The organism is Enterobacter sp. BIDMC 29 (genome assembly GCF_019378755.1).
In the GTDB taxonomy this organism is placed as follows: Bacteria; Pseudomonadota; Gammaproteobacteria; order Enterobacterales; family Enterobacteriaceae; genus Enterobacter; species Enterobacter ludwigii.
This window is the reverse complement of the sequence record NZ_CP080000.1, coordinates 1,996,280-2,016,195: the sequence shown is the minus strand read 5'-3', so window position 1 is coordinate 2,016,195 and position 19,916 is coordinate 1,996,280. Positions and strand designations below refer to the sequence as shown.

Sequence of the window (19,916 nt, the reverse complement as noted above, 5' to 3'; positions counted from 1 at the left end):
AGGTTCCCTCTCCCGGGGGGGAGAGGGGAGAGTCGATCAGCTTGCAGGCTTCTTCATCATACTGAAGATAAACAGCAGCGCCGCACACAGCACCACAGACGGGCCGGCAGGGGTATCGTAGAACGCCGAGAAGGTTAACCCTCCCGTTACCGCAATCATCCCGATGATAACCGCCACACCGGCCATTTGCTCCGGCGTACGGGCAAAACGACGCGCAGTGGCCGCGGGGATAATCAGCAGGGAAGTGATGATCAGCGCGCCGACGAATTTCATCGCCACACCAATGGTTAACGCCGTCACCAGCATCAGCAACAGCTTCACGCGCTGCAACTTCACGCCGTCGACAAACGCCAGATCCGGGCTGACGGTCATCGCCAGCAAATTACGCCACTGCCAGAGCAGAATACCCAGCACGACCACCACACCAGCGGCGATGGAGATCAGATCTTCAGGCGTCACGGCCAGCAGGTCACCGAACAGGTAGGCCATCAGATCAACACGAATGTTCGACATCAGGCTCACGACCACCAGACCCAGCGACAGGGCGCTGTGGGCCATAATACCAAGCAGCGTATCGATGGCGAGGTGAGGGCGCTTTTCCAGCCATACCAGCCCTGCGGCCAGCAGCAGCGTGACCACAATCACCGCGTAGAAGGGATTCACGTCCAGTAACAGGCCAAAGGCAACGCCCAGCAGAGACGCGTGTGCCAGCGTATCGCCAAAATAGGACATTCTGCGCCACACCACAAACGAGCCCAGCGGGCCCGCGGCGCAGGCAAGCATAATCCCGGCCAGCCAGCCGGGCAGTAACAGTTCAATCATGAGTGTCCATTTCCCCGGCGCAGGACAATTCGTCCCTGTAAATCATGGCGGTGATTGTGATGATGGCGATAAATTCCCAGCTGCTCAGCGCCGCGAGGGCCGAACATGGAGATGAATTCAGGGTGCATTGACACCACTTCCGGCGTGCCGGAACAGCAGATGTGATGGTTAAGGCACAGCACTTCGTCGGTCTTGGCCATCACCAGATGGAGATCGTGGGAAACCATCAGCACCGCACAGTTGAGTTCGCGGCGTAGCTGGTCGATTAAATCGTAAAGTGCGACCTGACCATTCACGTCCACACCCTGCGTCGGCTCATCCAGCACCAGAAGCTGTGGGCTGCTCAACAGGGCGCGGGCAAGCAATACGCGCTGGGTTTCACCGCCGGACAGTTTCTGCAGCGGGGCATCAATCAGATGGCCTGCCTGCACGCGTTTCAGCGCCGGAAGAATATCGGCTTTATGTGTCCCGGGGCGCAGACGCAGGAAGCGGCTAACCGTCAGCGGCAGTGTGGCGTCGAGGTGGAGTTTTTGCGGCACATAGCCGATGCGTAATTTTTCCTCACGGCGGATAACCCCTTCGTCAGGTGTTACCAGACCCAGCACCACGCGCACCAGGGTGGATTTCCCTGCGCCATTGGGGCCGAGCAGCGTCAGAATTTTGCCGGGTTTCAGATCCAGCGACACGTCAGAGAGGACGCGGCGTTGGCCAAATGAGACCGAAATATTGTCGAGAGAAACCAAAGTCGTCATGTCAATTTAAGCTTGCAGAAGTCAACGAATGTTATAATATCACATCCCACGCATTCATTACGATGATTAGTCGCATTATGTTACATAAAAATACGCTTCTTTTCGCAGCATTATCCGCTGCCCTTTGGGGTTCAACAGCACAAGATGTTAACGCTGCTGTTGTCGCTTCGCTTAAACCGCTCGGTTTCATTGCTTCCGCGATTGCAGATGGGGTTACTGACACCCAGGTTCTGCTCCCTGATGGGGCTTCCGAGCATGATTATTCCCTGCGTCCATCTGATGTAAAACGCTTACAAAACGCGGACTTAGTTGTCTGGATTGGTCCAGAGATGGAAGCGTTTATGCAGAAGTCGGCAAAACAGGTGCCGGGCGAAAAACAGGTCGCTATTGCCGAACTCCCGGGCGTGAAACCGTTGCTCATGAAAGGGGCTGACGACGATGGTGATGAACATGATGCCGGACACGCCGACGGCGAAAAAGGTGATGGGGATCACCATCACGGCGAGTACAACATGCACCTTTGGCTATCCCCAGAGATAGCGCGGCTTTCGGCGGTTGCAATCCATGACAAATTAGTGGAACTTATGCCGCAAAGTCGAGCCAAACTAGACGCCAACCTGAAGGATTTTGAGGCACAATTAGCCGCAACCGATAAGCAGGTGGGTAATGAGCTCGCACCGTTGAAAGGAAAAGGGTATTTCGTTTTTCATGACGCCTATGGCTATTACGAGAAACACTACGGCCTGACCCCGCTGGGGCACTTTACCGTCAACCCTGAAATTCAACCTGGTGCGCAGCGTTTACATGAAATCAGAACACAGTTGGTTGAGCAGAAAGCGACATGCGTTTTTGCTGAGCCACAGTTCAGGCCAGCGGTCGTAGAAGCCGTGGCCAGGGGAACATCCGTGCGCATGGGAACCCTTGACCCGCTAGGAACGAATATCCAGTTGAGCAAAGCGAGCTATTCGCAGTTTCTCAGCCAACTGGCGAACCAGTATGCGAGCTGCCTGAAAGGAGATTAACGAGGAAGTGAATACGTGCAACAGATAGCCCGCTCTGTCGCCCTGGCATTTAACAATCTGCCTCGACCCCATCGCGTTATGCTGGGGTCTCTTACAGTTCTCACGTTAGCGGTCGCCGTCTGGCGGCCCTATGTTTACCATCCGAGTTCTGCCCCAATCATCAAAACCATCGAGCTTGAGAAGAGCGAGATTCGCTCTCTCCTCCCTGAGGCCAGTGAACCTATCGACCAGGCGGCTCAGGAAGATGAAGCCATCCCGCAGGATGAGCTGGACGATAAAACCGAGAATGAAGCGGGGATCCACGAATATGTCGTTTCGACGGGTGATACGTTAAGCAGCGTTCTGAACCAGTACGGTATCGACATGGGAAACATCAGCCAGCTGGCGGCGGCTGATAAAGATCTTCGTAACCTGAAAATTGGTCAACAGCTCTCCTGGACGTTAACCGCTGATGGCGATCTGCAACGCCTGACCTGGGAGATGTCCCGTCGCGAAACCCGCACCTACGATCGCACTGCAAACGGTTTCAAAATGACCAGTGAAATGCAGAAAGGCGACTGGGTGAACAGCGTGATGAAAGGGACCGTAGGCGCAAGCTTTGTCTCCAGCGCGCGCGATGCGGGGCTGACCAGCGCCGAGATCAGCTCGGTAATCAAAGCCATGCAGTGGCAAATGGACTTCCGCAAACTGAAGAAAGGCGATGAATTCTCCGTTCTCATGTCCCGTGAAATGCTTGACGGCAAGCGTGAGCAGAGCCAGCTGGTGGGTGTGCGTCTGCGCTCTGATGGCAAAGATTACTACGCCATTCGTGCCGAAGACGGTAAGTTCTACGACCGCAGCGGTACCGGGCTTGCGAAGGGCTTCCTGCGCTTCCCGACGGCTAAACAATTCCGTGTTTCATCCAACTTTAACCCGCGCCGTCTGAACCCGGTCACCGGGCGTGTTGCGCCGCACCGTGGCGTTGACTTTGCCATGCCGCAGGGGACCCCTGTGCTGGCTGTGGGTGATGGCGAAGTGGTGATTGCAAAACGTAGCGGTGCAGCCGGGTATTATGTCGCGGTGCGTCATGGTCGTACCTACACCACCCGCTATATGCACCTGCGTAAGCTACTGGTTAAGCCGGGACAGAAAGTGAAACGTGGCGACCGTATCGCGCTCTCCGGGAATACCGGGCGCTCTACCGGGCCGCATTTGCACTATGAGGTATGGATTAACCAACAGGCAGTGAACCCGCTTACGGCGAAACTGCCGCGTACCGAAGGCCTGACAGGTAAAGATCGTTCCGATTACCTGGCGCAGGTGAAAGAGGTGATTCCGCAGCTGCGCTTTGATTAAGCCCTCTGTTTTGTGAAAAAGCCGGCCTCAGTATGTGCCGGCTTTTTGTTTTGTGCGCGAGCGGCTGCCTCGCTACACTATCTGAATGAAATTTTGCGTCACCAGACCCTGGAACCAGCATGGAAACCCAAAAAAACAATATTGAGTACATTCCTGAGTTTGAAAAATCTTTTCGCCACCCGCGCAACTGGAGTGCCTGGCTTGGCGTTTACGCATTTGCGGGGATTGCGATGTTACCTGCCTCGGTTCGCGATCCGGTACTGGGAAAAATAGGCCGCCTGGCGGGCCGGTTTGGTAAAAGTGCCCGTCGCCGTGCGCAGATTAACCTCCTGTACTGTTTCCCGGAGAAGAGTGACGCCGAGCGTGAAGCGCTGATTGACGACATGTACACGACCGCGCCGCAGGCCATGGCGATGATGGCCGAACTGGCGCTCAAAGGGCCGGAGAAAGTTCAGACGCGTGTTGACTGGAAAGGGCTGGAAATCATCGAAGAGATGCGCCGCAACAACGAGAAGGTGATCTTCCTCGTTCCTCACGGCTGGGGTGTGGATATTCCTGCGATGCTGATGGCGTCTCAGGGGCAGAAAATGGCGGCAATGTTCCATAACCAGGGCAATAAGATCTTTGATTACGTCTGGAACACCGTGCGTCGCCGTTTTGGTGGCCGTCTGCATGCGCGTAATGATGGCATTAAACCGTTTATACAGTCCGTGCGTCAGGGCTACTGGGGTTACTATCTGCCGGATCAGGACCACGGCCCCGAGCACAGTGAGTTTGTGGATTTTTTCGCGACGTATAAAGCCACGTTGCCGGCGATTGGCCGTCTGATGAAAGTCTGCCGTGCGCGCGTCATTCCGCTGTTTCCGGTATACGACGGGAAAACCCATCGCCTGAGCATTGAAGTGCGTCCACCGATGGATGATTTACTGACGGCGGACGATCACACCATTGCGCGCCGAATGAACGAAGAGGTCGAGATTCTGGTGGGACCGCATGCTGAGCAATACACGTGGATACTGAAGTTGCTCAAAACGCGTAAGCCCGGTGAAACAGAGCCGTACAAACGCAAAGAACTTTTCCCGAAGAAATAAGCAGAAATAAAAAAAGCCCGCTCCGAAAAGAGCGGGCTTTTTAACAGGGACGTGCTTACTCGACGGTCAATACGCGAGTGGTATTGGTCGAGCCGATGGTGCTCATCACGTCACCCTGAGTCACAATCACGATATCACCGGAGACCAGATAGCCTTTGTCGCGCAGCAGGTTCACGGCGTCGTGGGCAGCCGCGACACCGTCGTTGGTGCTGTCGAAGTGAACCGGCGTGACACCGCGATACAGCGCCGTCAGGTTCAGCGTACGCTCGTGGCGAGACATGGCGAAGATGGGCAGACCGGAGCTGATACGGGAGGTCATCAGCGCGGTACGGCCAGATTCAGTCATGGTGATAATCGCCGTTACGCCTTTCAGGTGGTTAGCGGCGTACATGGCAGACATCGCAATTGCTTCTTCCACGTTGTCGAACTGCACGTCCAGACGGTGTTTAGAGACGTTGATGCTTGGGATCTTTTCAGCACCCAGGCAAACGCGTGCCATCGCGGCTACGGTTTCAGCAGGGTACTGGCCGGCTGCGGTTTCTGCAGAAAGCATTACGGCATCGGTACCGTCCAGCACGGCGTTAGCCACGTCCATCACCTCTGCACGGGTCGGCATTGGGTTGGTGATCATGGATTCCATCATCTGGGTTGCGGTGATCACGGCGCGGTTAAGCTGACGTGCACGGCGGATCAGTGCTTTCTGGATCCCCACCAGCTCAGGGTCGCCAATTTCCACGCCCAGATCGCCACGGGCAACCATCACCACGTCAGACGCCAGAATCACGTCATCCATCGCGTCCTGATCGCAAACGGCTTCCGCACGTTCCACTTTAGCAACGATTTTGGCATCACAGCCCGCATCACGTGCCAGACGGCGCGCGTAGTTCAGGTCTTCGCCACAGCGCGGGAAGGAGACGGCCAGATAGTCAACGCCAATCAGCGCAGCGGTCACGATATCCGCTTTGTCTTTATCGGTCAGCGCTTCGGCTGAGAGGCCACCGCCAAGTTTGTTAATGCCTTTGTTGTTTGAGAGCGGGCCACCGACGGTGACTTCGGTGAATACCTTCATCCCCTGAACTTCCAGCACTTTCAGCTGAACGCGACCGTCGTCGAGCAGCAGGATATCGCCAGGCACAACGTCAGCCGGCAGACCTTTATAGTCGATCCCAACTTTTTCTTTATCGCCTTCGCCTTTACCCAGGTTGGCATCGAGCAGGAATTTGTCGCCGATATTGAGGAAGACTTTACCTTCTTTGAAGGTTGAAACACGAATTTTTGGACCCTGCAGGTCCCCGAGGATAGCAACATGACGGCCAAGTTTGGCCGCAATTTCACGCACTTTGTCGGCACGTAATTTATGGTCTTCTGGCGTACCGTGAGAGAAGTTCATACGCACCACGTTGGCACCCGCGGCGATAATTTTCTCGAGATTGTTATCGCGGTCAGTGGCCGGGCCTAAGGTGGTTACGATCTTGGTTCTGCGAAGCCTTCTGGACATGTAATACTCCGTTGACTGAAACAACTTTGGTGTTGCGTGAACATTAAATCGGCCTTCATCTGCTGCAAGGCAACAGAGAGAGGACCGAATGCCGTAAATCGTTACATCGTAGTTATTAAACTATTTAGGGAACATCGCTTTTCATAAGCAATTCTTTATCAAAACGCGATTCCTTAAGCGCTTCCTTGACACGCTTCAAGTTATCTCTGAATTTTGCACCACGGCGCAGGGTGAAACCGGTTGCCAGCACGTCAATCACCGTGAGTTGCGCTAGACGGGAGACCATCGGCATATACATGTCGGTGTCTTCCGGGACGTCAAGGGTGATGGCGAGCGTTGCTTCTCTTGCCAGCGGCGTGCCCGCCGTCGTGAGGGCAATAACCATGGCATCGTTTTCACGCGCCAGTTGCGCCAGCTCCACCTGGCTTTTGGTGCGCCCGGTGTGCGAAATGAGTACCACGACATCATCTTCACTGCAATTCATACAGCTCATGCGTTGCAGGACAATGTCATCGGAATAAATGACCGGGACGTTAAAGCGGAAGAACTTATTCATGGCGTCATGCGCCACGGCCGCCGACGAGCCGAGGCCAAAGAACGCAATGCGCTTGGCCTGGGTCAGTAAATCCACCGCGCGGTTCACGGAATTCATATCCAGGGATTGGCGAACGTGGTCCAGCGTAGCCATGGCCGACTCAAATATTTTCGCCGTATAGGCATCAACACTGTCGTCTTCATCCACATTGCGATTAACATAAGGCGTGCCGTTTGCCAGACTTTGTGCAAGATGCAGTTTAAAATCAGGAAAGCCGCGCGTTTCAAGGCTACGGCAGAAGCGGTTAACCGTCGGTTCGCTGACGCCTGCCTCCTGCGCCAGAGCGGCGATGCTTGAATGAATCGCCTGAGCAGGAGCAGCAAGAATGACTTCGGCCACTTTTCGCTCGGATTTGCTAAGGTGTTCCAGTTGGAACTGGATTTTTTCCAGCATGTTCATTGTTAACAGGGCGCTCATGGGTGGAAACGATTTCATTAATACATGAAATCATGATTCGATTTAGCCGATATTACCCCTGTGGCTTCCATAAAGGGTAACAGTCGACAAGATAATGTTGTTGTTTTTTTTCATTACTTGATCGGTGTCGGGTTTTGTTATGACCCTGTAGTTCAAAGAATCAACGCTTTTTGCGTGATTCCGCCACCACACGCGTCTGACGGCGAAAAAATCGCGGTATCGCACGCGAGGTTAAGCGCTAATGGTTTCGGGAATGACGTAAAAGCAGTACAGTGCAACGTAATAAAATTACAACGATACCTGGCAAAAGTACCAGGTGATCCAACTGAGGAGAATGACATGGCGGTAACGCAAACAGCCCAGGCATGTGACCTGGTCATTTTCGGCGCGAAAGGCGATCTTGCACGCCGGAAATTGCTGCCTTCCCTGTATCAACTGGAGAAAGCGGGCCAAATTCATCCGGATACGCGTATCCTGGGCGTTGGGCGCGCCGACTGGGACAAGGAAGCTTATACCAAGGTCGTACGCGAGGCGCTCGAAACTTTCATGAAGGAAAAGATTGATGAAAGTTTGTGGGATACCCTGAGCGGACGTCTTGATTTCTGTAACCTGGACGTGAACGACGTCAGCGCGTTTAACCGTTTAGGCGCGATGCTGGATCAGAAAAACCGTGTCACCATTAACTACTTCGCCATGCCACCAAGCACTTTCGGTGCAATCTGCAAAGGTCTGGGCGAAGCGAAGCTGAACGCTAAACCGGCACGCGTGGTGATGGAGAAACCGCTGGGGACCTCTCTTTCAACCTCCCGCGAAATTAACGACCAGGTCGGCGAGTACTTCGAAGAGTGCCAGGTCTACCGTATCGACCACTATCTCGGTAAAGAGACGGTACTGAACCTGCTGGCGCTGCGTTTTGCCAACTCCCTGTTTGTGAATAACTGGGACAACCGTACCATCGACCATGTGGAAATCACCGTGGCCGAAGAGGTGGGGATTGAAGGCCGCTGGGGTTACTTTGACCAGGCCGGTCAGATGCGCGACATGATCCAGAACCACCTGCTGCAAATCCTTTGCATGATTGCCATGTCTCCACCGTCTGACCTGACGGCGGACAGCATCCGTGATGCTAAAGTGAAAGTGCTGAAGTCGCTGCGTCGCATCGATCGCTCAAACGTGCGTGAGAAAACGGTACGCGGCCAGTACACCGCAGGGTTTGCTCAGGGTAAAAAAGTGCCGGGCTACCTGGAAGAAGAGGGCGCCAACAAGGCGAGCAATACCGAGACGTTTGTGGCGATCCGCGTGGATATCGATGACTGGCGCTGGGCGGGTGTTCCGTTCTACCTGCGTACCGGTAAACGTCTGCCGACCAAATGCTCTGAAGTTGTCGTTTACTTCAAAAACCCTGAACTCAACCTGTTCAAAGAGTCCTGGCAAGAGCTGCCGCAGAACAAACTGACCATTCGTCTGCAGCCAGACGAAGGGGTGGACATCCAGATCCTGAACAAAGTGCCGGGCCTGGATCACAAACATAACCTGCAGACCACCAAGCTGGACCTGAGCTACTCCGAAACGTTCAATCAGACGCACCTTGCCGATGCTTACGAGCGTCTGCTGCTGGAAACCATGCGCGGTATCCAGGCGCTGTTCGTGCGTCGCGATGAAGTGGAAGAGGCGTGGAAATGGGTCGACTCCATCACCGAAGCCTGGGCTGCGGATCAGGATGCGCCGAAACCGTATCAGGCGGGCACCTGGGGGCCTGTCGCGTCCGTCGCGATGATCACCCGTGATGGCCGCTCCTGGAATGAGTTTGAGTAAAATAATCAGCTGCCTCTTAGGTGTTATTTTACCGGTAACATGATCTAACACAGCTCGTGGCACAATTTATAAACTTTTAAGCTCCGCGTGGATTCACCCGCGGAGCTTTTTTTATTACACTGCCGGAAGTGATTTTGCCCCTGAGCTCCGGACAGCAAGCGTTTCAGCGTTGTTAATAATCGCCAGCGACTTTGTAAACTCCCGAGCCCGGACAGATAAATTAGAGGAGCTTTTATGAATCCGACATTGTTACGCGTAACACAACGCATTATTGAGCGCTCGAAAGAGACCCGTTCTGCCTACCTCGCCCGGATTGAACAGGCTAAAAGTAATACCGTTCATCGCTCACAACTCGCCTGCGGTAACCTGGCGCACGGTTTCGCCGCCTGCCAGCCCGACGATAAAGCCTCGCTGAAAAGCATGCTGCGTAACAATATCGCCATCATTACCTCCTACAACGACATGCTTTCTGCGCATCAGCCGTACGAAGTGTATCCGGAGATCATCCGTAAAGCGCTGCACAGCGTCAATGCGGTAGGCCAGGTCGCGGGCGGCGTGCCGGCCATGTGCGATGGCGTGACGCAGGGTCAGGATGGGATGGAGCTCTCTCTGCTGAGCCGCGAAGTGATTGCGATGTCGGCCGCAGTGGGCCTGTCTCACAATATGTTTGATGGCGCGCTGTACCTCGGCGTGTGCGATAAAATCGTCCCGGGGCTGGCCATGGCAGCGCTGTCGTTTGGTCATCTGCCTGCGATCTTCGTGCCATCAGGTCCGATGGCAAGCGGTCTGCCAAACAAAGAAAAAGTGCGTATCCGTCAGCTGTATGCGGAAGGTAAAGCAGACCGTCAGGCACTGCTGGAAGCGGAAGCCGCCTCCTACCATGCGCCGGGCACCTGTACTTTCTACGGTACGGCCAACACCAACCAGATGGTGGTGGAATTTATGGGGATGCAGCTTCCTGGGTCCTCTTTCATTCAGCCGGATGCGCCACTGCGTAAGGCCCTGACTGAAGCAGCTGCCCGCCAGGTAACGCGTCTGACCGGTAACGGCAACGCGTGGATGCCGCTGGGTAAAATGGTCGACGAGAAAGTGATCGTCAACGGTATCGTTGCGCTGCTGGCAACCGGCGGCTCAACCAACCACACCATGCATCTGGTGGCGATGGCGCGCGCGGCGGGCATCCTGATTAACTGGGATGATTTCTCGGATATCTCGTCTGTGGTGCCACTGATGGCGCGCCTGTACCCGAACGGCCCGGCTGACATCAACCACTTCCAGGCTGCCGGTGGCGTGCCGGTGCTGATGCGCGAGCTGCTGAAAGGCGGTCTGCTGCATGAAGATGTGAACACCGTGGCGGGCTTTGGTCTGCAGCGTTATACCCATGAGCCGTGGCTCAATAACGGTGAGCTTGACTGGCGTGAAGGCGCCACCGCCTCGCTTGACGCACAGGTTATCGCCACCTTTGAACAACCGTTCTCTCGTCACGGCGGCACCAAAGTGCTCAGCGGTAACCTGGGGCGTGCGGTGATGAAAACCTCCGCCGTACCGGAAGAGAACCAGATTATCGAAGCGCCGGCCGTGGTGTTTGAAAGCCAGCATGACGTTTTGCCTGCGTTTGATGCCGGTCTGCTCGACAAAGATTGCGTCGTTGTGGTGCGCCATCAGGGGCCAAAAGCGAACGGGATGCCAGAATTACATAAACTTATGCCGCCACTTGGTGTATTATTGGACCGCCGTTTCAAAATTGCGTTAGTGACCGATGGACGCCTCTCTGGCGCATCAGGTAAAGTGCCTTCTGCCATCCACGTGACCCCGGAAGCTTACGACGGCGGTTTGCTGGCGAAAGTTCGTGATGGAGACATGATCCGCGTTAACGGTCAGACAGGTGAGTTAACCCTGCTGGTGGATGACGCTGAACTGGCGGCACGTAAGCCACATATTCCTGACCTGAGCGCATCGCGCGTGGGAACCGGACGCGAAATGTTTGGCGCGCTGCGTGAGAAACTCTCCGGTGCGGAGCAGGGCGCAACCTGTATTACGTTTTAAGACGACTTGATTTTATCGATCTGGCGAGAGAAAACTCTGATGAAAAACTGGAAAACAAGTGCAGAAGCAATCCTGACCACTGGCCCTGTCGTGCCGGTAATCGTGGTGAATAAGCTGGAACATGCTGTCCCGATGGCGAAAGCCCTGGTCGCGGGTGGTGTTCGTGTTCTGGAAGTGACCCTGCGTACCGCCTGCGCGATGGACGCTATTCGCGCTATCGCCAAAGAAGTGCCGGACGCGATCATCGGTGCGGGTACCGTACTGAACGCACAGCAGCTGGCTGACGTGACCGAAGCGGGCGCGCAGTTCGCTATCAGCCCTGGCCTGACCGAGCCGCTGCTGAAAGCTGCAACCGAAGGCACGATCCCTCTGATCCCGGGTATCAGCACCGTATCTGAACTGATGATGGGTATGGATTACGGCCTGAAAGAGTTCAAATTCTTCCCGGCTGAAGCTAACGGCGGCACCAAAGCGCTGCAGGCTATTGCGGGTCCATTCTCTCAGGTTCGCTTCTGCCCGACGGGCGGTATCTCTCCGGCAAACTACCGTGACTACCTGGCGCTGAAAAGTGTCCTGTGCATCGGCGGCTCATGGCTGGTTCCTGCGGATGCGCTGGAAGCAGGCGACTGGGATCGCATCACTAAACTGGCTCGCGAAGCGGTTGAAGGCGCGAAGCAGTAAGCGAAGACAGTATGAAAAACGGGCCTGCTGGCCCGTTTTTTTATCCTGCAACCTTCACGTTCGCGGCGGCTGTTTTGGCTCTTGCCACAGCCTCATCCACGTTTTCACCGGTCGCTAGCGCCACGCCAAGGCGGCGCGTGCCGTCAATCTCCGGTTTCCCGAACAGACGAACCTGCAAGCCTGCACCCATAGCCCCTTCGACGTTATCAAAGGTGACGTTCTGGCTGGTTAATTGCGGCAGGATCACCGCCGAAGCCGCCGGGCCGTACTGACGAATGCCGCCAACGGGCAGGCCGAGGAAGGCGCGCACATGCAGGGCGAATTCAGAAAGGTCCTGCGAAATCAGCGTGACCATCCCGGTATCGTGCGGGCGAGGGGAGACTTCACTGAAAATTACCTCATCGCCGCAGACAAACAGCTCCACGCCAAACAATCCGTAACCCCCCAGCGCCAGCACCACTTTACGGGCAATTTCCTGCGCACGTGCCAGCGCCAGGTCGCTCATCTGCTGCGGCTGCCAGGATTCACGATAGTCGCCATCTTCCTGGCGGTGGCCAATCGGATCGCAGAAATGGACGCCATCAACGGCGCTGACCGTCAGCAGCGTGATTTCGAAATCAAACTTTACGACGCTTTCGATAATCACGCGACCGGCACCGGCACGTCCTCCCTGCTGGGCATACTCCCACGCCTTATCCAGAGTGCTGCTGTCGCGGATAAAGCTCTGTCCTTTACCGGAGGAACTCATGACGGGCTTAATGATGCACGGGTAGCCAATTTCGTCGACAGCCTGCAGGAAAGCGGCTTTATCGCCGGCAAAACGGTAGCCTGAGGTAGGTAAGGCCAGCTCTTCAGCCGCCAGACGACGAATGCCTTCGCGGTTCATGGTGAGTTTGGCCGCTTTTGCGCAGGGCACCACGCGCTGGCCTTCCTGCTCAAGGGCGATCAGCGTATCGGTGGCAATGGCTTCAATTTCGGGTACCACGAAATCCGGTTTCTCCTGCGTAATCAGCGTACGCAGGGCATCGCCATCCAGCATATTGATCACATAAGAACGGTGGGCGACATGCATGGCAGGTGCGTCAGCGTAACGATCCACTGCAATGACTTCCACGCCCAAACGCTGGCACTCAATGGCGACCTCTTTACCCAGTTCGCCCGATCCTAACAGCATCACACGCGTCGCCGCAGGTCGCAGCGCGGTTCCTAAACGAGTCATAACAATCCCCCTGAAAAAGTTGCGCGCATTATAAACGTAAACGTTTGCATCTGTCTTGTTCAGGGCCCGAGAGCGGTTAAGAAATTTGCGCTTCTTTAGCCGTGGCAGACATTTCCTGACGCCTGCTCGCTTACGCTGGGAGACATATTCACCGTTAAGTGAGGGAAACCATGTCAGGCTGGCTTAATCAATTGCAATCCATGTTGGGACAGAAAACGTCGTCATCCGGCGAGCAGGGGCTGAGCAAACTCCTGGTACCGGGGGCGCTTGGCGGGCTGGCTGGACTGCTGGTTGCCAATAAATCCTCGCGTAAGTTACTGGCAAAGTATGGTACCGGCGTGCTACTGGCGGGCGGCGGCGCTATTGCGGGTACCGTACTGTGGAACAAATACAAGGACAGAGTACGGACCGCGCACAGCGACGAACCCCACTTTGGTGAGCAGACCTCGCCGCTGGATCTGCGTACCGAACGGCTCATCCTGGCGCTGGTGTTCGCGGCGAAAAGCGACGGGCACATTGATGACCAGGAACGATCGGCGATTGAGCAGCAACTGCGCGAAGCCGGTGTCGAAGAAAAGGGCAGAGCGCTGGTGGCGGAGGCCATCGAACAGCCACTCGAACCGCAGCGTCTGGCGCAAAGCGTGAAAAATGAGGAAGAGGCGCTTGAGCTCTATTTTCTGAGCTGTGCCGCCATCGATATCGATCACTTTATGGAGCGCAGCTATCTCAATGCGCTGGGTGATGCCCTGAAGATCCCACAAGATGTCCGGGACGGGATCGAGAAGGATATTCAGGAGCAAAAACGGGCGTTACAGGGCTAACTGCCACCGTCGCAGCCATGTTTCGCTTGCATCATGCGTGGGTTTTGCCAACCTTATAGGGTGTAAAACTCAAAAGAATGATGACATGCCACCGAAAGCCCGACGTACTCCTTATGCGATCACCACGCATGGCGATACGCGTATAGATAACTATTACTGGCTGCGGGACGACTCCCGTTCCCGGCCAGAAGTGCTCGACTACCTGCACGAGGAAAACGACTATGGCCGCAAGGTCATGTCCAGCCAGCAGGCGTTGCAGGATCAGCTGCTAAATGAAATGGTGCAGCGTATCCCCCAGCGCGATATCTCCGCGCCATGGACCAAAAATGGCTATCGATATCGCCATATCTACGAACCTGGCAACGAGTATCCCATCTACCAGCGACAGTCGGTGTTATGCGCCGAATGGGATGAGTGGGATATCCTGCTGGATGCCAACCAGCGCGCCGCCCATAGCGAGTTTTATACCCTCGGCGGCATGTCCATCTCTCCCGATAACACCATTATGGCGCTGGCGGAGGATTACCTCTCCCGTCGTCAGTACGGTTTGCGTTTTCGCAACCTGGAAACCGGCAACTGGTATCCGGAAATGCTGGATAACGTTTCGCCGGACTTTGTCTGGGCAAATGATTCCGAAACGGTCTACTACGTCAAAAAGCATGCCTCCACGTTGTTGCCTTACCAGGTGTGGCGCCACACCGTTGGGACGGATTCTGCTGACGACGAACTGGTTTACGAAGAGAAAGACGAAACGTTTTATGTCAGCCTGCACAAAACCTCGTCCCGCCACTATGTGATCATCTTCCTGGCCAGCGCCACCACCTCTGAAGTTCTGCTTCTGGACGCCGAGCTACCTGATGCGCAGCCGCTGTGCTTCCTGCCGCGGCGTAAAGATCATGAATACAGCCTCGATCACTTCCAGCACAGCTTTTACCTGCGCTCTAATCGGGAGGGTAAAAACTTTGGCCTCTACAAAACCAAAGTACGCGATGAACGTAAGTGGGAAGTGTTAATCCCCGCCCGGGAGCAGGTGATGCTCGAAGGGTTTACGCTGTTCACCGACTGGCTGGTGGTTGAGGAGCGCCAGCGGGGGCTGACCAGCCTGCGGCAAATTAACCGCAAAACGCGGGAAGTGATCGGGATTGCGTTTGACGACCCGGCCTATGTTACGTGGATAGGGTTTAATCCTGAGCCGGAATCGTCGCGTCTGCGCTACGGCTACTCGTCTATGACCACGCCCGATACGCTCTTTGAGCTGGATATGGACACCGGGCAACGTCAGGTGCTTAAACAGTCCGAAGTGAAAGGGTTTGATTCCGACAACTACCGAAGCGAGCACCTGTGGGTTACAGCCCGCGATGGCGTCGAGGTACCGGTCTCGCTTGTTTATCATCGGGCGCATTTCCAGAAAGGTAAGAATCCGATTCTGGTTTACGGCTACGGCTCCTACGGCTCAAGCATGGACGCTGATTTCAGCAGCAGCCGGTTAAGTCTGCTGGATCGCGGTTTTGTGTTCGCCATTGCGCATGTTCGCGGCGGCGGGGAGCTGGGACAGCACTGGTATGAAGACGGGAAATTTCTGAAAAAGAAAAATACCTTCAATGATTATCTCGACGTCTGCGATGCGTTGATTGAGCAGGGCTATGGCGATCCTGGGCTTTGCTTTGGTATGGGCGGCAGCGCGGGAGGATTATTGATGGGGGCCGTCATCAATCAGCGTCCCGAACGCTTTAAAGGGATTATTGCGCAGGTGCCGTTTGTCGATGTGGTAACGACCATGCTGGATGAATCCATCCCACTGACGACCGGAGAGTTTGAAGAGTGGGGCAACCCGCAGGATGAGATCTACTATCGCTACATGAAAGAGTACAGCCCGTACGACAATGTAGAAGCGAAAGTGTATCCGCACATGCTGGTGACCACCGGATTGCACGATTCACAGGTGCAATACTGGGAGCCTGCAAAATGGGTGGCGAAACTGCGGGAACTGAAAACCGACGACAACCTGCTGCTGCTGTGCACGGATATGGACTCCGGTCACGGCGGGAAATCGGGACGATTTAAATCTTACGAAGGCGTGGCACTGGAGTATGCGTTTTTGATTGGACTGGCGCAGGAGACGCTGCCAGGCCGTGCGGAGCGTTAAGCTTCGCCAAGATAGTGCTTAAGCGTTAAACGCAGTTCCGGGCTCATCTTATCGAGGTTGTTATAGAGCCAGCGCAGATAGCCCGGATCTTTATCCGCAATATCGGAAACCGCCCGACCGCGGTATTTGCCAAAGGTGAAGGTAGTCAGCAATGCCGGACGCCCGGTAATGGTCGCCATATCATCAGGGGTCCAGCCGGAGTTATTCATAATATCAATGAGTAACGCGGCGGTGATGTAGCAGTCATACAGGGCGCGGTGATGGTGCAGACCCTCCGGCGTTCTGACGCTCAGTTTACGGGATTTGTACAACGCCATATTGCTGTACTTAATCCCGGGCCAGAGACGACGCGCCAGTTTCATCGTGCAAATCCATTCTCCGGGCATGTCAGGGAGCACCCGGCGGTCAAAACTGGCGTTGTGCGCGACGTACCACGGGCTACCGTAATAGTGGGGTATCACCTCTTCTATCCACGGTTTGTCCGCCACCATCGATTCTGTAATGCGATGAATAGCCATTGCCTGCGGGCTGATCGGGCGGTCGGGACGTACCAGATGGCTCATTGGGTTGACTATTTTTCCATCAATCACGTCGACAGAAGCCACTTCCACTATTCCGCCCTGAAGATCGCAGGTTTCGGTATCGATGACGCGCAGCATTGAACTCTCCTGAGCCTAAAACGCCTAGCCTAAAGGAATGATATCGCCTTGCCAACCCTGTCTGCCAAGAGATCCGGTCAATAGCAGTTCACCTTTGTCCGCGCGGACGATCAGCTGACCTTTTTCATCCCATAACGCGCTGCCGCCGCGCGCGTTCGCCATTAACACCGCAATGGCATATTTGTGTGCGAATCGCTGCAGGGTACTGATGGACTGCCGCCAGCGGCTATCTCCCACTGACTGGCAGCTGGTAAACAGCGTCGCCTGCGGGTCGAGATTTGGCGAATCAGCATGTGCATCGATGATCGTCAGCTGTTTATCTCCTGGGATCAGGCTTGCACCGCGACCCTGAGGGTAGCGCAGGATGCTATGGCGAGAGGGGGTAAACAGGGCAAGGCCTTTCTGACGATGGCCATTCACGTCGAGCGGAAGCCCGGCAATAATAGTAATCCGGTATAATTTCGCGGCGTTTAGCAACGGGGCCAGCTGTTTATCATCGGGAGGGGCGGGGAGCGTCGTTGTCCCTGGGCCAGTTAATGAGAGCTCCGGGAATACCAGCAAATCGCACTGCTGTCGTGCCGCTTCGGCAATGAAACGGAGATGGTGCGCGACATGTTCATCTACACTGTGGTGCAGCCCGGCATACTGGGCCGCAGCAATATTCCATTGTGACATCGTGACTTCCTTTACACAGAGTCGCAGTGATTTAAGAATACACCTAATTTAATCAGGGTTTTCTTATCCTGCCATATTCCGCGTAAGGAAGTGTAACGACTCGTTAAGCTTATTTAACTTTAGGTTCGTACGGTAAACGAGAAAGGTTAACTGAGGCGAGACGATGCGCAATTAAGCGTTCGCGAAACCAGTCGCGCAGATGAGCAGGTTGCTCACGTTCAACCACTTCAGCCACGATGGGCATGTTGTAACGCTCTTTAAATGCGACGCCAGCGGCAGCGAGATCGACATTCACTTTATCCATCTCGTCCTGAGGAAGGGCGGCCAGATTGATCTTCATTACCTTCTCCTTTTTAGACGGCGGCAACGTTACCGCGATTGCTCGACGATGACAAGCATAGGTGGGATGATCCTCGACTCGCTTATTATACAGAGTTATTCTTTGCCATACAGGCATAACAAAAAGGAATGATTGCGATGGGTTTATCCTCTTCCCGCGCGGCAGGCGCACTGGTCTTTTTGGCCTCTTGCGTGATGTCACCCTCCGTGCTGGCGCACGCTCACCTTAAACAACAGACTCCGGCAGCAGATAGCCTCGTGACGGCACCGCGCACGCTGACGCTGACGTTTTCAGAAGGTATTGAGCCCGGTTTTAGCGGTGTGGTGGTGACGGATGCACAAAAGCAGACCATCAGGACCGGTGCCGTTAAACGCGACGAGAAAGACAAGACGCAGCTGAATGTGCCGCTGGATCGCGAGTTGACGCCCGGAACCTACCAGGTTGACTGGCATGTGGTGTCGGTAGACGGCCACAAGACAAAAGGCAGTTATCACTTTAGCGTGAAATAGCATGCTGGCGATGTGCTACGTAGGGCTGCGCTTTCTCCATTTCGGCGCGTTAATGCTTATTTTTGGCAATGCGCTTTATAGCGTCTGGTTTGCTCCTTCCTCTCTGCAACGGCTCATGTCCCGGCGTTTTCAGTCGCAGCAGAGAATGGCGGCGTTAATCAGCCTGGTGACAGCGCTCCTGATGTTTACGCTTCAGGGCGGGTTAATGGGGAATGGCTGGGGCGATGTCGTCAACCCCGACATCTGGCGTAGCGTGCTGGGGACGCAGTTTGGAAGCGTCTGGCTGTGGCAAATTATTCTCGCGGTCCTTACTGCCGGTACAGCATGGCTGGCACCGCATAAAGGCTCACGGCTGTTACTGCTCGCCATGGGACAGTTCATCCTGCTGGCGGGAGTAGGGCATGCGACAATGAACGAAGGCGCGGTGGGCGCATTACAGCGTCTTAATCACGCTCTTCATGTGTTATGTGCTGCAACCTGGCTTGGCGGATTACTGCCGCTGCTGTTTTGCATGCGTCTGGCGAAAGGGCAGTGGCAGCCTGCCGCAATCTACACCATGATGCGCTTCTCACGCGTGGGGCATTACGCCGTAGCAGGCGTGGTGCTTACCGGCGTTTTCAATGCGCTGTTTATTCTGGGTATCGATATTCCCTGGCAGGCCCGTTATGTGCAATTTTTGTTGTTCAAATGTGCGCTGGTGGCTTTGATGGTGGTAATTGCGCTGGCAAATCGGTATTTTCTGGTGCCACGGTTTCGTGCGCAAAGCGGGCGAGAACAACAAATATTTATCAGAATGACACAAGCAGAAGTGGTGCTGGGTGCGCTGGTGCTGGCTACAGTCAGTCTGTTCGCGACCTGGGAACCCTTCTGACAAGGTTAACTATCCTATGAAAAAGACACTACTTTCTCTCATCTTACTGGCCTGCACGGGGAGCGCCCTGGCCGCACCACAGGTCATTACCGTCAGCCGTTTTGAAGTGGGTAAGGACAAATGGGCGTTTAATCGTGAAGAGGTGATGCTGACCTGCCGTCCGGGGCACGCCTTGTATGCGATTAACCCAAGCACGCTGGTGCAATACCCTTTAAATGATGTCGCAGAGCAGCAGGTCGCCAGCGGCAAAAGCAGTGGACAGCCAATCAGCGTTATTCAGATTGATGATCCCGCGCATCCAGGGCAGAAGATGAGTCTGGCACCGTTTATCGAGCGTGCAGACACGCTTTGTTAATCTTCGGGTTTCCAATAAAAAACCGCAGATGCTTGCGAAAGCACTGCGGTTTTTCACTTTTAATGATGCTCATACGCTTTTTTTCCGGCCGCTTTAACTGAGGACTGGAAAACCTGGCGTCGTCATCTATTCTTAAAAGGCAAGGCGACTTAGCCTGCATTAATGCCAACTTTTAGCGCACGGCTCTCTCCCAAGAGCCATTTCCCTGGACCGAATACAGGAATCGTATTCGGTCTCTTTTTATCTG

General features: G+C 54.9%; 19 protein-coding genes. 11 read left to right on the top strand and 8 right to left on the bottom strand.

Features of this window, described 5'->3' with window-relative positions:
• Positions 1 to 36: 36 nt before the first annotated feature.
• Positions 37 to 822 (bottom strand): zinc ABC transporter permease subunit ZnuB, encoded by a 786-nt coding sequence (znuB, locus tag JTA15_RS09075; protein ID WP_014170639.1) that lies wholly within the window; start codon positions 820 to 822, stop codon positions 37 to 39.
• Positions 819 to 1,574, bottom strand: a complete 756-nt coding sequence (gene znuC, locus JTA15_RS09070) for a zinc ABC transporter ATP-binding protein ZnuC (RefSeq protein ID WP_014170638.1) — start codon at positions 1,572 to 1,574, stop codon at positions 819 to 821. The genes znuB and znuC overlap by 4 nt, the downstream gene beginning before the upstream one ends.
• A gap of 77 nt (positions 1,575 to 1,651) precedes the next feature.
• Here znuC and znuA point away from each other — a divergent pair, with 77 nt between their 5' ends.
• The 3 genes from znuA to lpxM all read left to right on the top strand — a co-directional run bounded on the left by znuA (position 1,652) and on the right by lpxM (position 5,022).
• The gene (gene znuA / locus JTA15_RS09065; protein WP_025203849.1) at positions 1,652 to 2,596 is read left to right on the top strand and encodes a zinc ABC transporter substrate-binding protein ZnuA; all 945 of its coding nucleotides are present in this window, start codon (positions 1,652 to 1,654) and stop codon (positions 2,594 to 2,596) included.
• A 15-nt stretch (positions 2,597 to 2,611) separates the two neighbouring features.
• Positions 2,612 to 3,931, top strand: a complete 1,320-nt coding sequence (mepM, locus tag JTA15_RS09060) for a murein DD-endopeptidase MepM (RefSeq protein WP_014170636.1) — start codon at positions 2,612 to 2,614, stop codon at positions 3,929 to 3,931.
• Between the two features lie 119 nt (positions 3,932 to 4,050).
• Positions 4,051 to 5,022: a lauroyl-Kdo(2)-lipid IV(A) myristoyltransferase gene (gene lpxM / locus JTA15_RS09055; RefSeq protein WP_032678429.1), complete on the top strand. Its 972-nt coding sequence runs from the start codon at positions 4,051 to 4,053 to the stop codon at positions 5,020 to 5,022.
• A 55-nt stretch (positions 5,023 to 5,077) separates the two neighbouring features.
• Here the strand turns inward: lpxM and pyk are convergent, their stop codons facing one another.
• Positions 5,078 to 6,520, bottom strand: coding sequence for a pyruvate kinase (gene pyk, locus JTA15_RS09050; protein WP_020883399.1), 1,443 nt, complete (start codon positions 6,518 to 6,520; stop codon positions 5,078 to 5,080).
• 124 nt (positions 6,521 to 6,644) lie between these two features.
• Positions 6,645 to 7,514: a MurR/RpiR family transcriptional regulator gene (locus tag JTA15_RS09045; protein WP_025203851.1), complete on the bottom strand. Its 870-nt coding sequence runs from the start codon at positions 7,512 to 7,514 to the stop codon at positions 6,645 to 6,647.
• Positions 7,515 to 7,871: 357 nt separating this feature from the next.
• On the opposite strand from JTA15_RS09045, the gene zwf reads away from it, so the two are divergent.
• From zwf to kdgA, 3 genes are all read left to right on the top strand, one after another.
• Positions 7,872 to 9,347, top strand: coding sequence for a glucose-6-phosphate dehydrogenase (gene zwf / locus JTA15_RS09040; protein ID WP_020883401.1), 1,476 nt, complete (start codon positions 7,872 to 7,874; stop codon positions 9,345 to 9,347).
• Between the two features lie 234 nt (positions 9,348 to 9,581).
• Entirely contained in the window at positions 9,582 to 11,393 is a 1,812-nt protein-coding gene (gene edd / locus JTA15_RS09035; RefSeq protein WP_014170631.1) for a phosphogluconate dehydratase, read from the top strand.
• A 39-nt stretch (positions 11,394 to 11,432) separates the two neighbouring features.
• On the top strand, positions 11,433 to 12,074 hold the full coding sequence (gene kdgA / locus JTA15_RS09030) for a bifunctional 4-hydroxy-2-oxoglutarate aldolase/2-dehydro-3-deoxy-phosphogluconate aldolase (RefSeq protein ID WP_020883402.1): 642 nt from the start codon (positions 11,433 to 11,435) through the stop codon (positions 12,072 to 12,074).
• A 40-nt stretch (positions 12,075 to 12,114) separates the two neighbouring features.
• On the opposite strand, the gene purT is transcribed toward kdgA, so the two are convergent.
• Positions 12,115 to 13,293 carry a formate-dependent phosphoribosylglycinamide formyltransferase gene (gene purT / locus JTA15_RS09025; protein WP_025203852.1) on the bottom strand — a complete coding sequence of 393 codons (1,179 nt, stop codon included), beginning with the start codon at positions 13,291 to 13,293 and terminating at the stop codon, positions 12,115 to 12,117.
• 170 nt (positions 13,294 to 13,463) lie between these two features.
• Here purT and JTA15_RS09020 point away from each other — a divergent pair, with 170 nt between their 5' ends.
• The gene (locus tag JTA15_RS09020; protein ID WP_219373139.1) at positions 13,464 to 14,114 is read left to right on the top strand and encodes a tellurite resistance TerB family protein; all 651 of its coding nucleotides are present in this window, start codon (positions 13,464 to 13,466) and stop codon (positions 14,112 to 14,114) included.
• An 85-nt stretch (positions 14,115 to 14,199) separates the two neighbouring features.
• Positions 14,200 to 16,260: an oligopeptidase B gene (ptrB, locus tag JTA15_RS09015; RefSeq protein WP_219373138.1), complete on the top strand. Its 2,061-nt coding sequence runs from the start codon at positions 14,200 to 14,202 to the stop codon at positions 16,258 to 16,260.
• On the opposite strand, the gene exoX is transcribed toward ptrB, so the two are convergent.
• The 3 genes from exoX to JTA15_RS09000 form a co-directional block, all read right to left on the bottom strand.
• The gene (gene exoX, locus JTA15_RS09010) at positions 16,257 to 16,919 is read right to left on the bottom strand and encodes an exodeoxyribonuclease X (RefSeq protein ID WP_014170626.1); all 663 of its coding nucleotides are present in this window, start codon (positions 16,917 to 16,919) and stop codon (positions 16,257 to 16,259) included. The genes ptrB and exoX overlap by 4 nt on opposite strands.
• 24 nt (positions 16,920 to 16,943) lie before the next feature.
• On the bottom strand, positions 16,944 to 17,594 hold the full coding sequence (locus JTA15_RS09005) for a carbon-nitrogen hydrolase family protein (RefSeq protein WP_020883406.1): 651 nt from the start codon (positions 17,592 to 17,594) through the stop codon (positions 16,944 to 16,946).
• A gap of 109 nt (positions 17,595 to 17,703) precedes the next feature.
• Positions 17,704 to 17,934 (bottom strand): DNA polymerase III subunit theta, encoded by a 231-nt coding sequence (locus JTA15_RS09000; protein WP_013096102.1) that lies wholly within the window; start codon positions 17,932 to 17,934, stop codon positions 17,704 to 17,706.
• Positions 17,935 to 18,071: 137 nt separating this feature from the next.
• Here JTA15_RS09000 and yobA point away from each other — a divergent pair, with 137 nt between their 5' ends.
• The 3 genes from yobA to JTA15_RS08985 are packed head-to-tail and all read left to right on the top strand — an operon-like array spanning position 18,072 to position 19,669.
• Complete coding sequence (yobA, locus tag JTA15_RS08995; RefSeq protein ID WP_020883407.1) at positions 18,072 to 18,443, top strand: CopC domain-containing protein YobA; 372 nt, start codon at positions 18,072 to 18,074, stop codon at positions 18,441 to 18,443.
• Between the two features lies 1 nt (position 18,444).
• Positions 18,445 to 19,314: a copper homeostasis membrane protein CopD gene (copD, locus tag JTA15_RS08990; RefSeq protein WP_059306267.1), complete on the top strand. Its 870-nt coding sequence runs from the start codon at positions 18,445 to 18,447 to the stop codon at positions 19,312 to 19,314.
• Positions 19,315 to 19,330: 16 nt separating this feature from the next.
• On the top strand, positions 19,331 to 19,669 hold the full coding sequence (locus tag JTA15_RS08985; RefSeq protein ID WP_014170622.1) for a YebY family protein: 339 nt from the start codon (positions 19,331 to 19,333) through the stop codon (positions 19,667 to 19,669).
• Positions 19,670 to 19,916: the final 247 nt, after the last annotated feature.

What these genes read in the sequence shown, in the direction of transcription:
- znuB (WP_014170639.1), bottom strand. Translation starts at nt 822, where the DNA reads ATGATTGAACTGTTACTGCCCGGCTGGCTGGCCGGGATTATGCTTGCC.
- znuC (WP_014170638.1), bottom strand. Translation starts at nt 1,574, where the DNA reads ATGACGACTTTGGTTTCTCTCGACAATATTTCGGTCTCATTTGGCCAA.
- znuA (WP_025203849.1), top strand. Translation starts at nt 1,652, where the DNA reads ATGTTACATAAAAATACGCTTCTTTTCGCAGCATTATCCGCTGCCCTT.
- lpxM (WP_032678429.1), top strand. Translation starts at nt 4,051, where the DNA reads ATGGAAACCCAAAAAAACAATATTGAGTACATTCCTGAGTTTGAAAAA.
- pyk (WP_020883399.1), bottom strand. Translation starts at nt 6,520, where the DNA reads ATGTCCAGAAGGCTTCGCAGAACCAAGATCGTAACCACCTTAGGCCCG.
- JTA15_RS09045 (WP_025203851.1), bottom strand. Translation starts at nt 7,514, where the DNA reads ATGAACATGCTGGAAAAAATCCAGTTCCAACTGGAACACCTTAGCAAA.
- zwf (WP_020883401.1), top strand. Translation starts at nt 7,872, where the DNA reads ATGGCGGTAACGCAAACAGCCCAGGCATGTGACCTGGTCATTTTCGGC.
- edd (WP_014170631.1), top strand. Translation starts at nt 9,582, where the DNA reads ATGAATCCGACATTGTTACGCGTAACACAACGCATTATTGAGCGCTCG.
- kdgA (WP_020883402.1), top strand. Translation starts at nt 11,433, where the DNA reads ATGAAAAACTGGAAAACAAGTGCAGAAGCAATCCTGACCACTGGCCCT.
- purT (WP_025203852.1), bottom strand. Translation starts at nt 13,293, where the DNA reads ATGACTCGTTTAGGAACCGCGCTGCGACCTGCGGCGACGCGTGTGATG.
- JTA15_RS09020 (WP_219373139.1), top strand. Translation starts at nt 13,464, where the DNA reads ATGTCAGGCTGGCTTAATCAATTGCAATCCATGTTGGGACAGAAAACG.
- ptrB (WP_219373138.1), top strand. Translation starts at nt 14,200, where the DNA reads ATGCCACCGAAAGCCCGACGTACTCCTTATGCGATCACCACGCATGGC.
- exoX (WP_014170626.1), bottom strand. Translation starts at nt 16,919, where the DNA reads ATGCTGCGCGTCATCGATACCGAAACCTGCGATCTTCAGGGCGGAATA.
- JTA15_RS09005 (WP_020883406.1), bottom strand. Translation starts at nt 17,594, where the DNA reads ATGTCACAATGGAATATTGCTGCGGCCCAGTATGCCGGGCTGCACCAC.
- JTA15_RS09000 (WP_013096102.1), bottom strand. Translation starts at nt 17,934, where the DNA reads ATGAAGATCAATCTGGCCGCCCTTCCTCAGGACGAGATGGATAAAGTG.
- yobA (WP_020883407.1), top strand. Translation starts at nt 18,072, where the DNA reads ATGGGTTTATCCTCTTCCCGCGCGGCAGGCGCACTGGTCTTTTTGGCC.
- copD (WP_059306267.1), top strand. Translation starts at nt 18,445, where the DNA reads ATGCTGGCGATGTGCTACGTAGGGCTGCGCTTTCTCCATTTCGGCGCG.
- JTA15_RS08985 (WP_014170622.1), top strand. Translation starts at nt 19,331, where the DNA reads ATGAAAAAGACACTACTTTCTCTCATCTTACTGGCCTGCACGGGGAGC.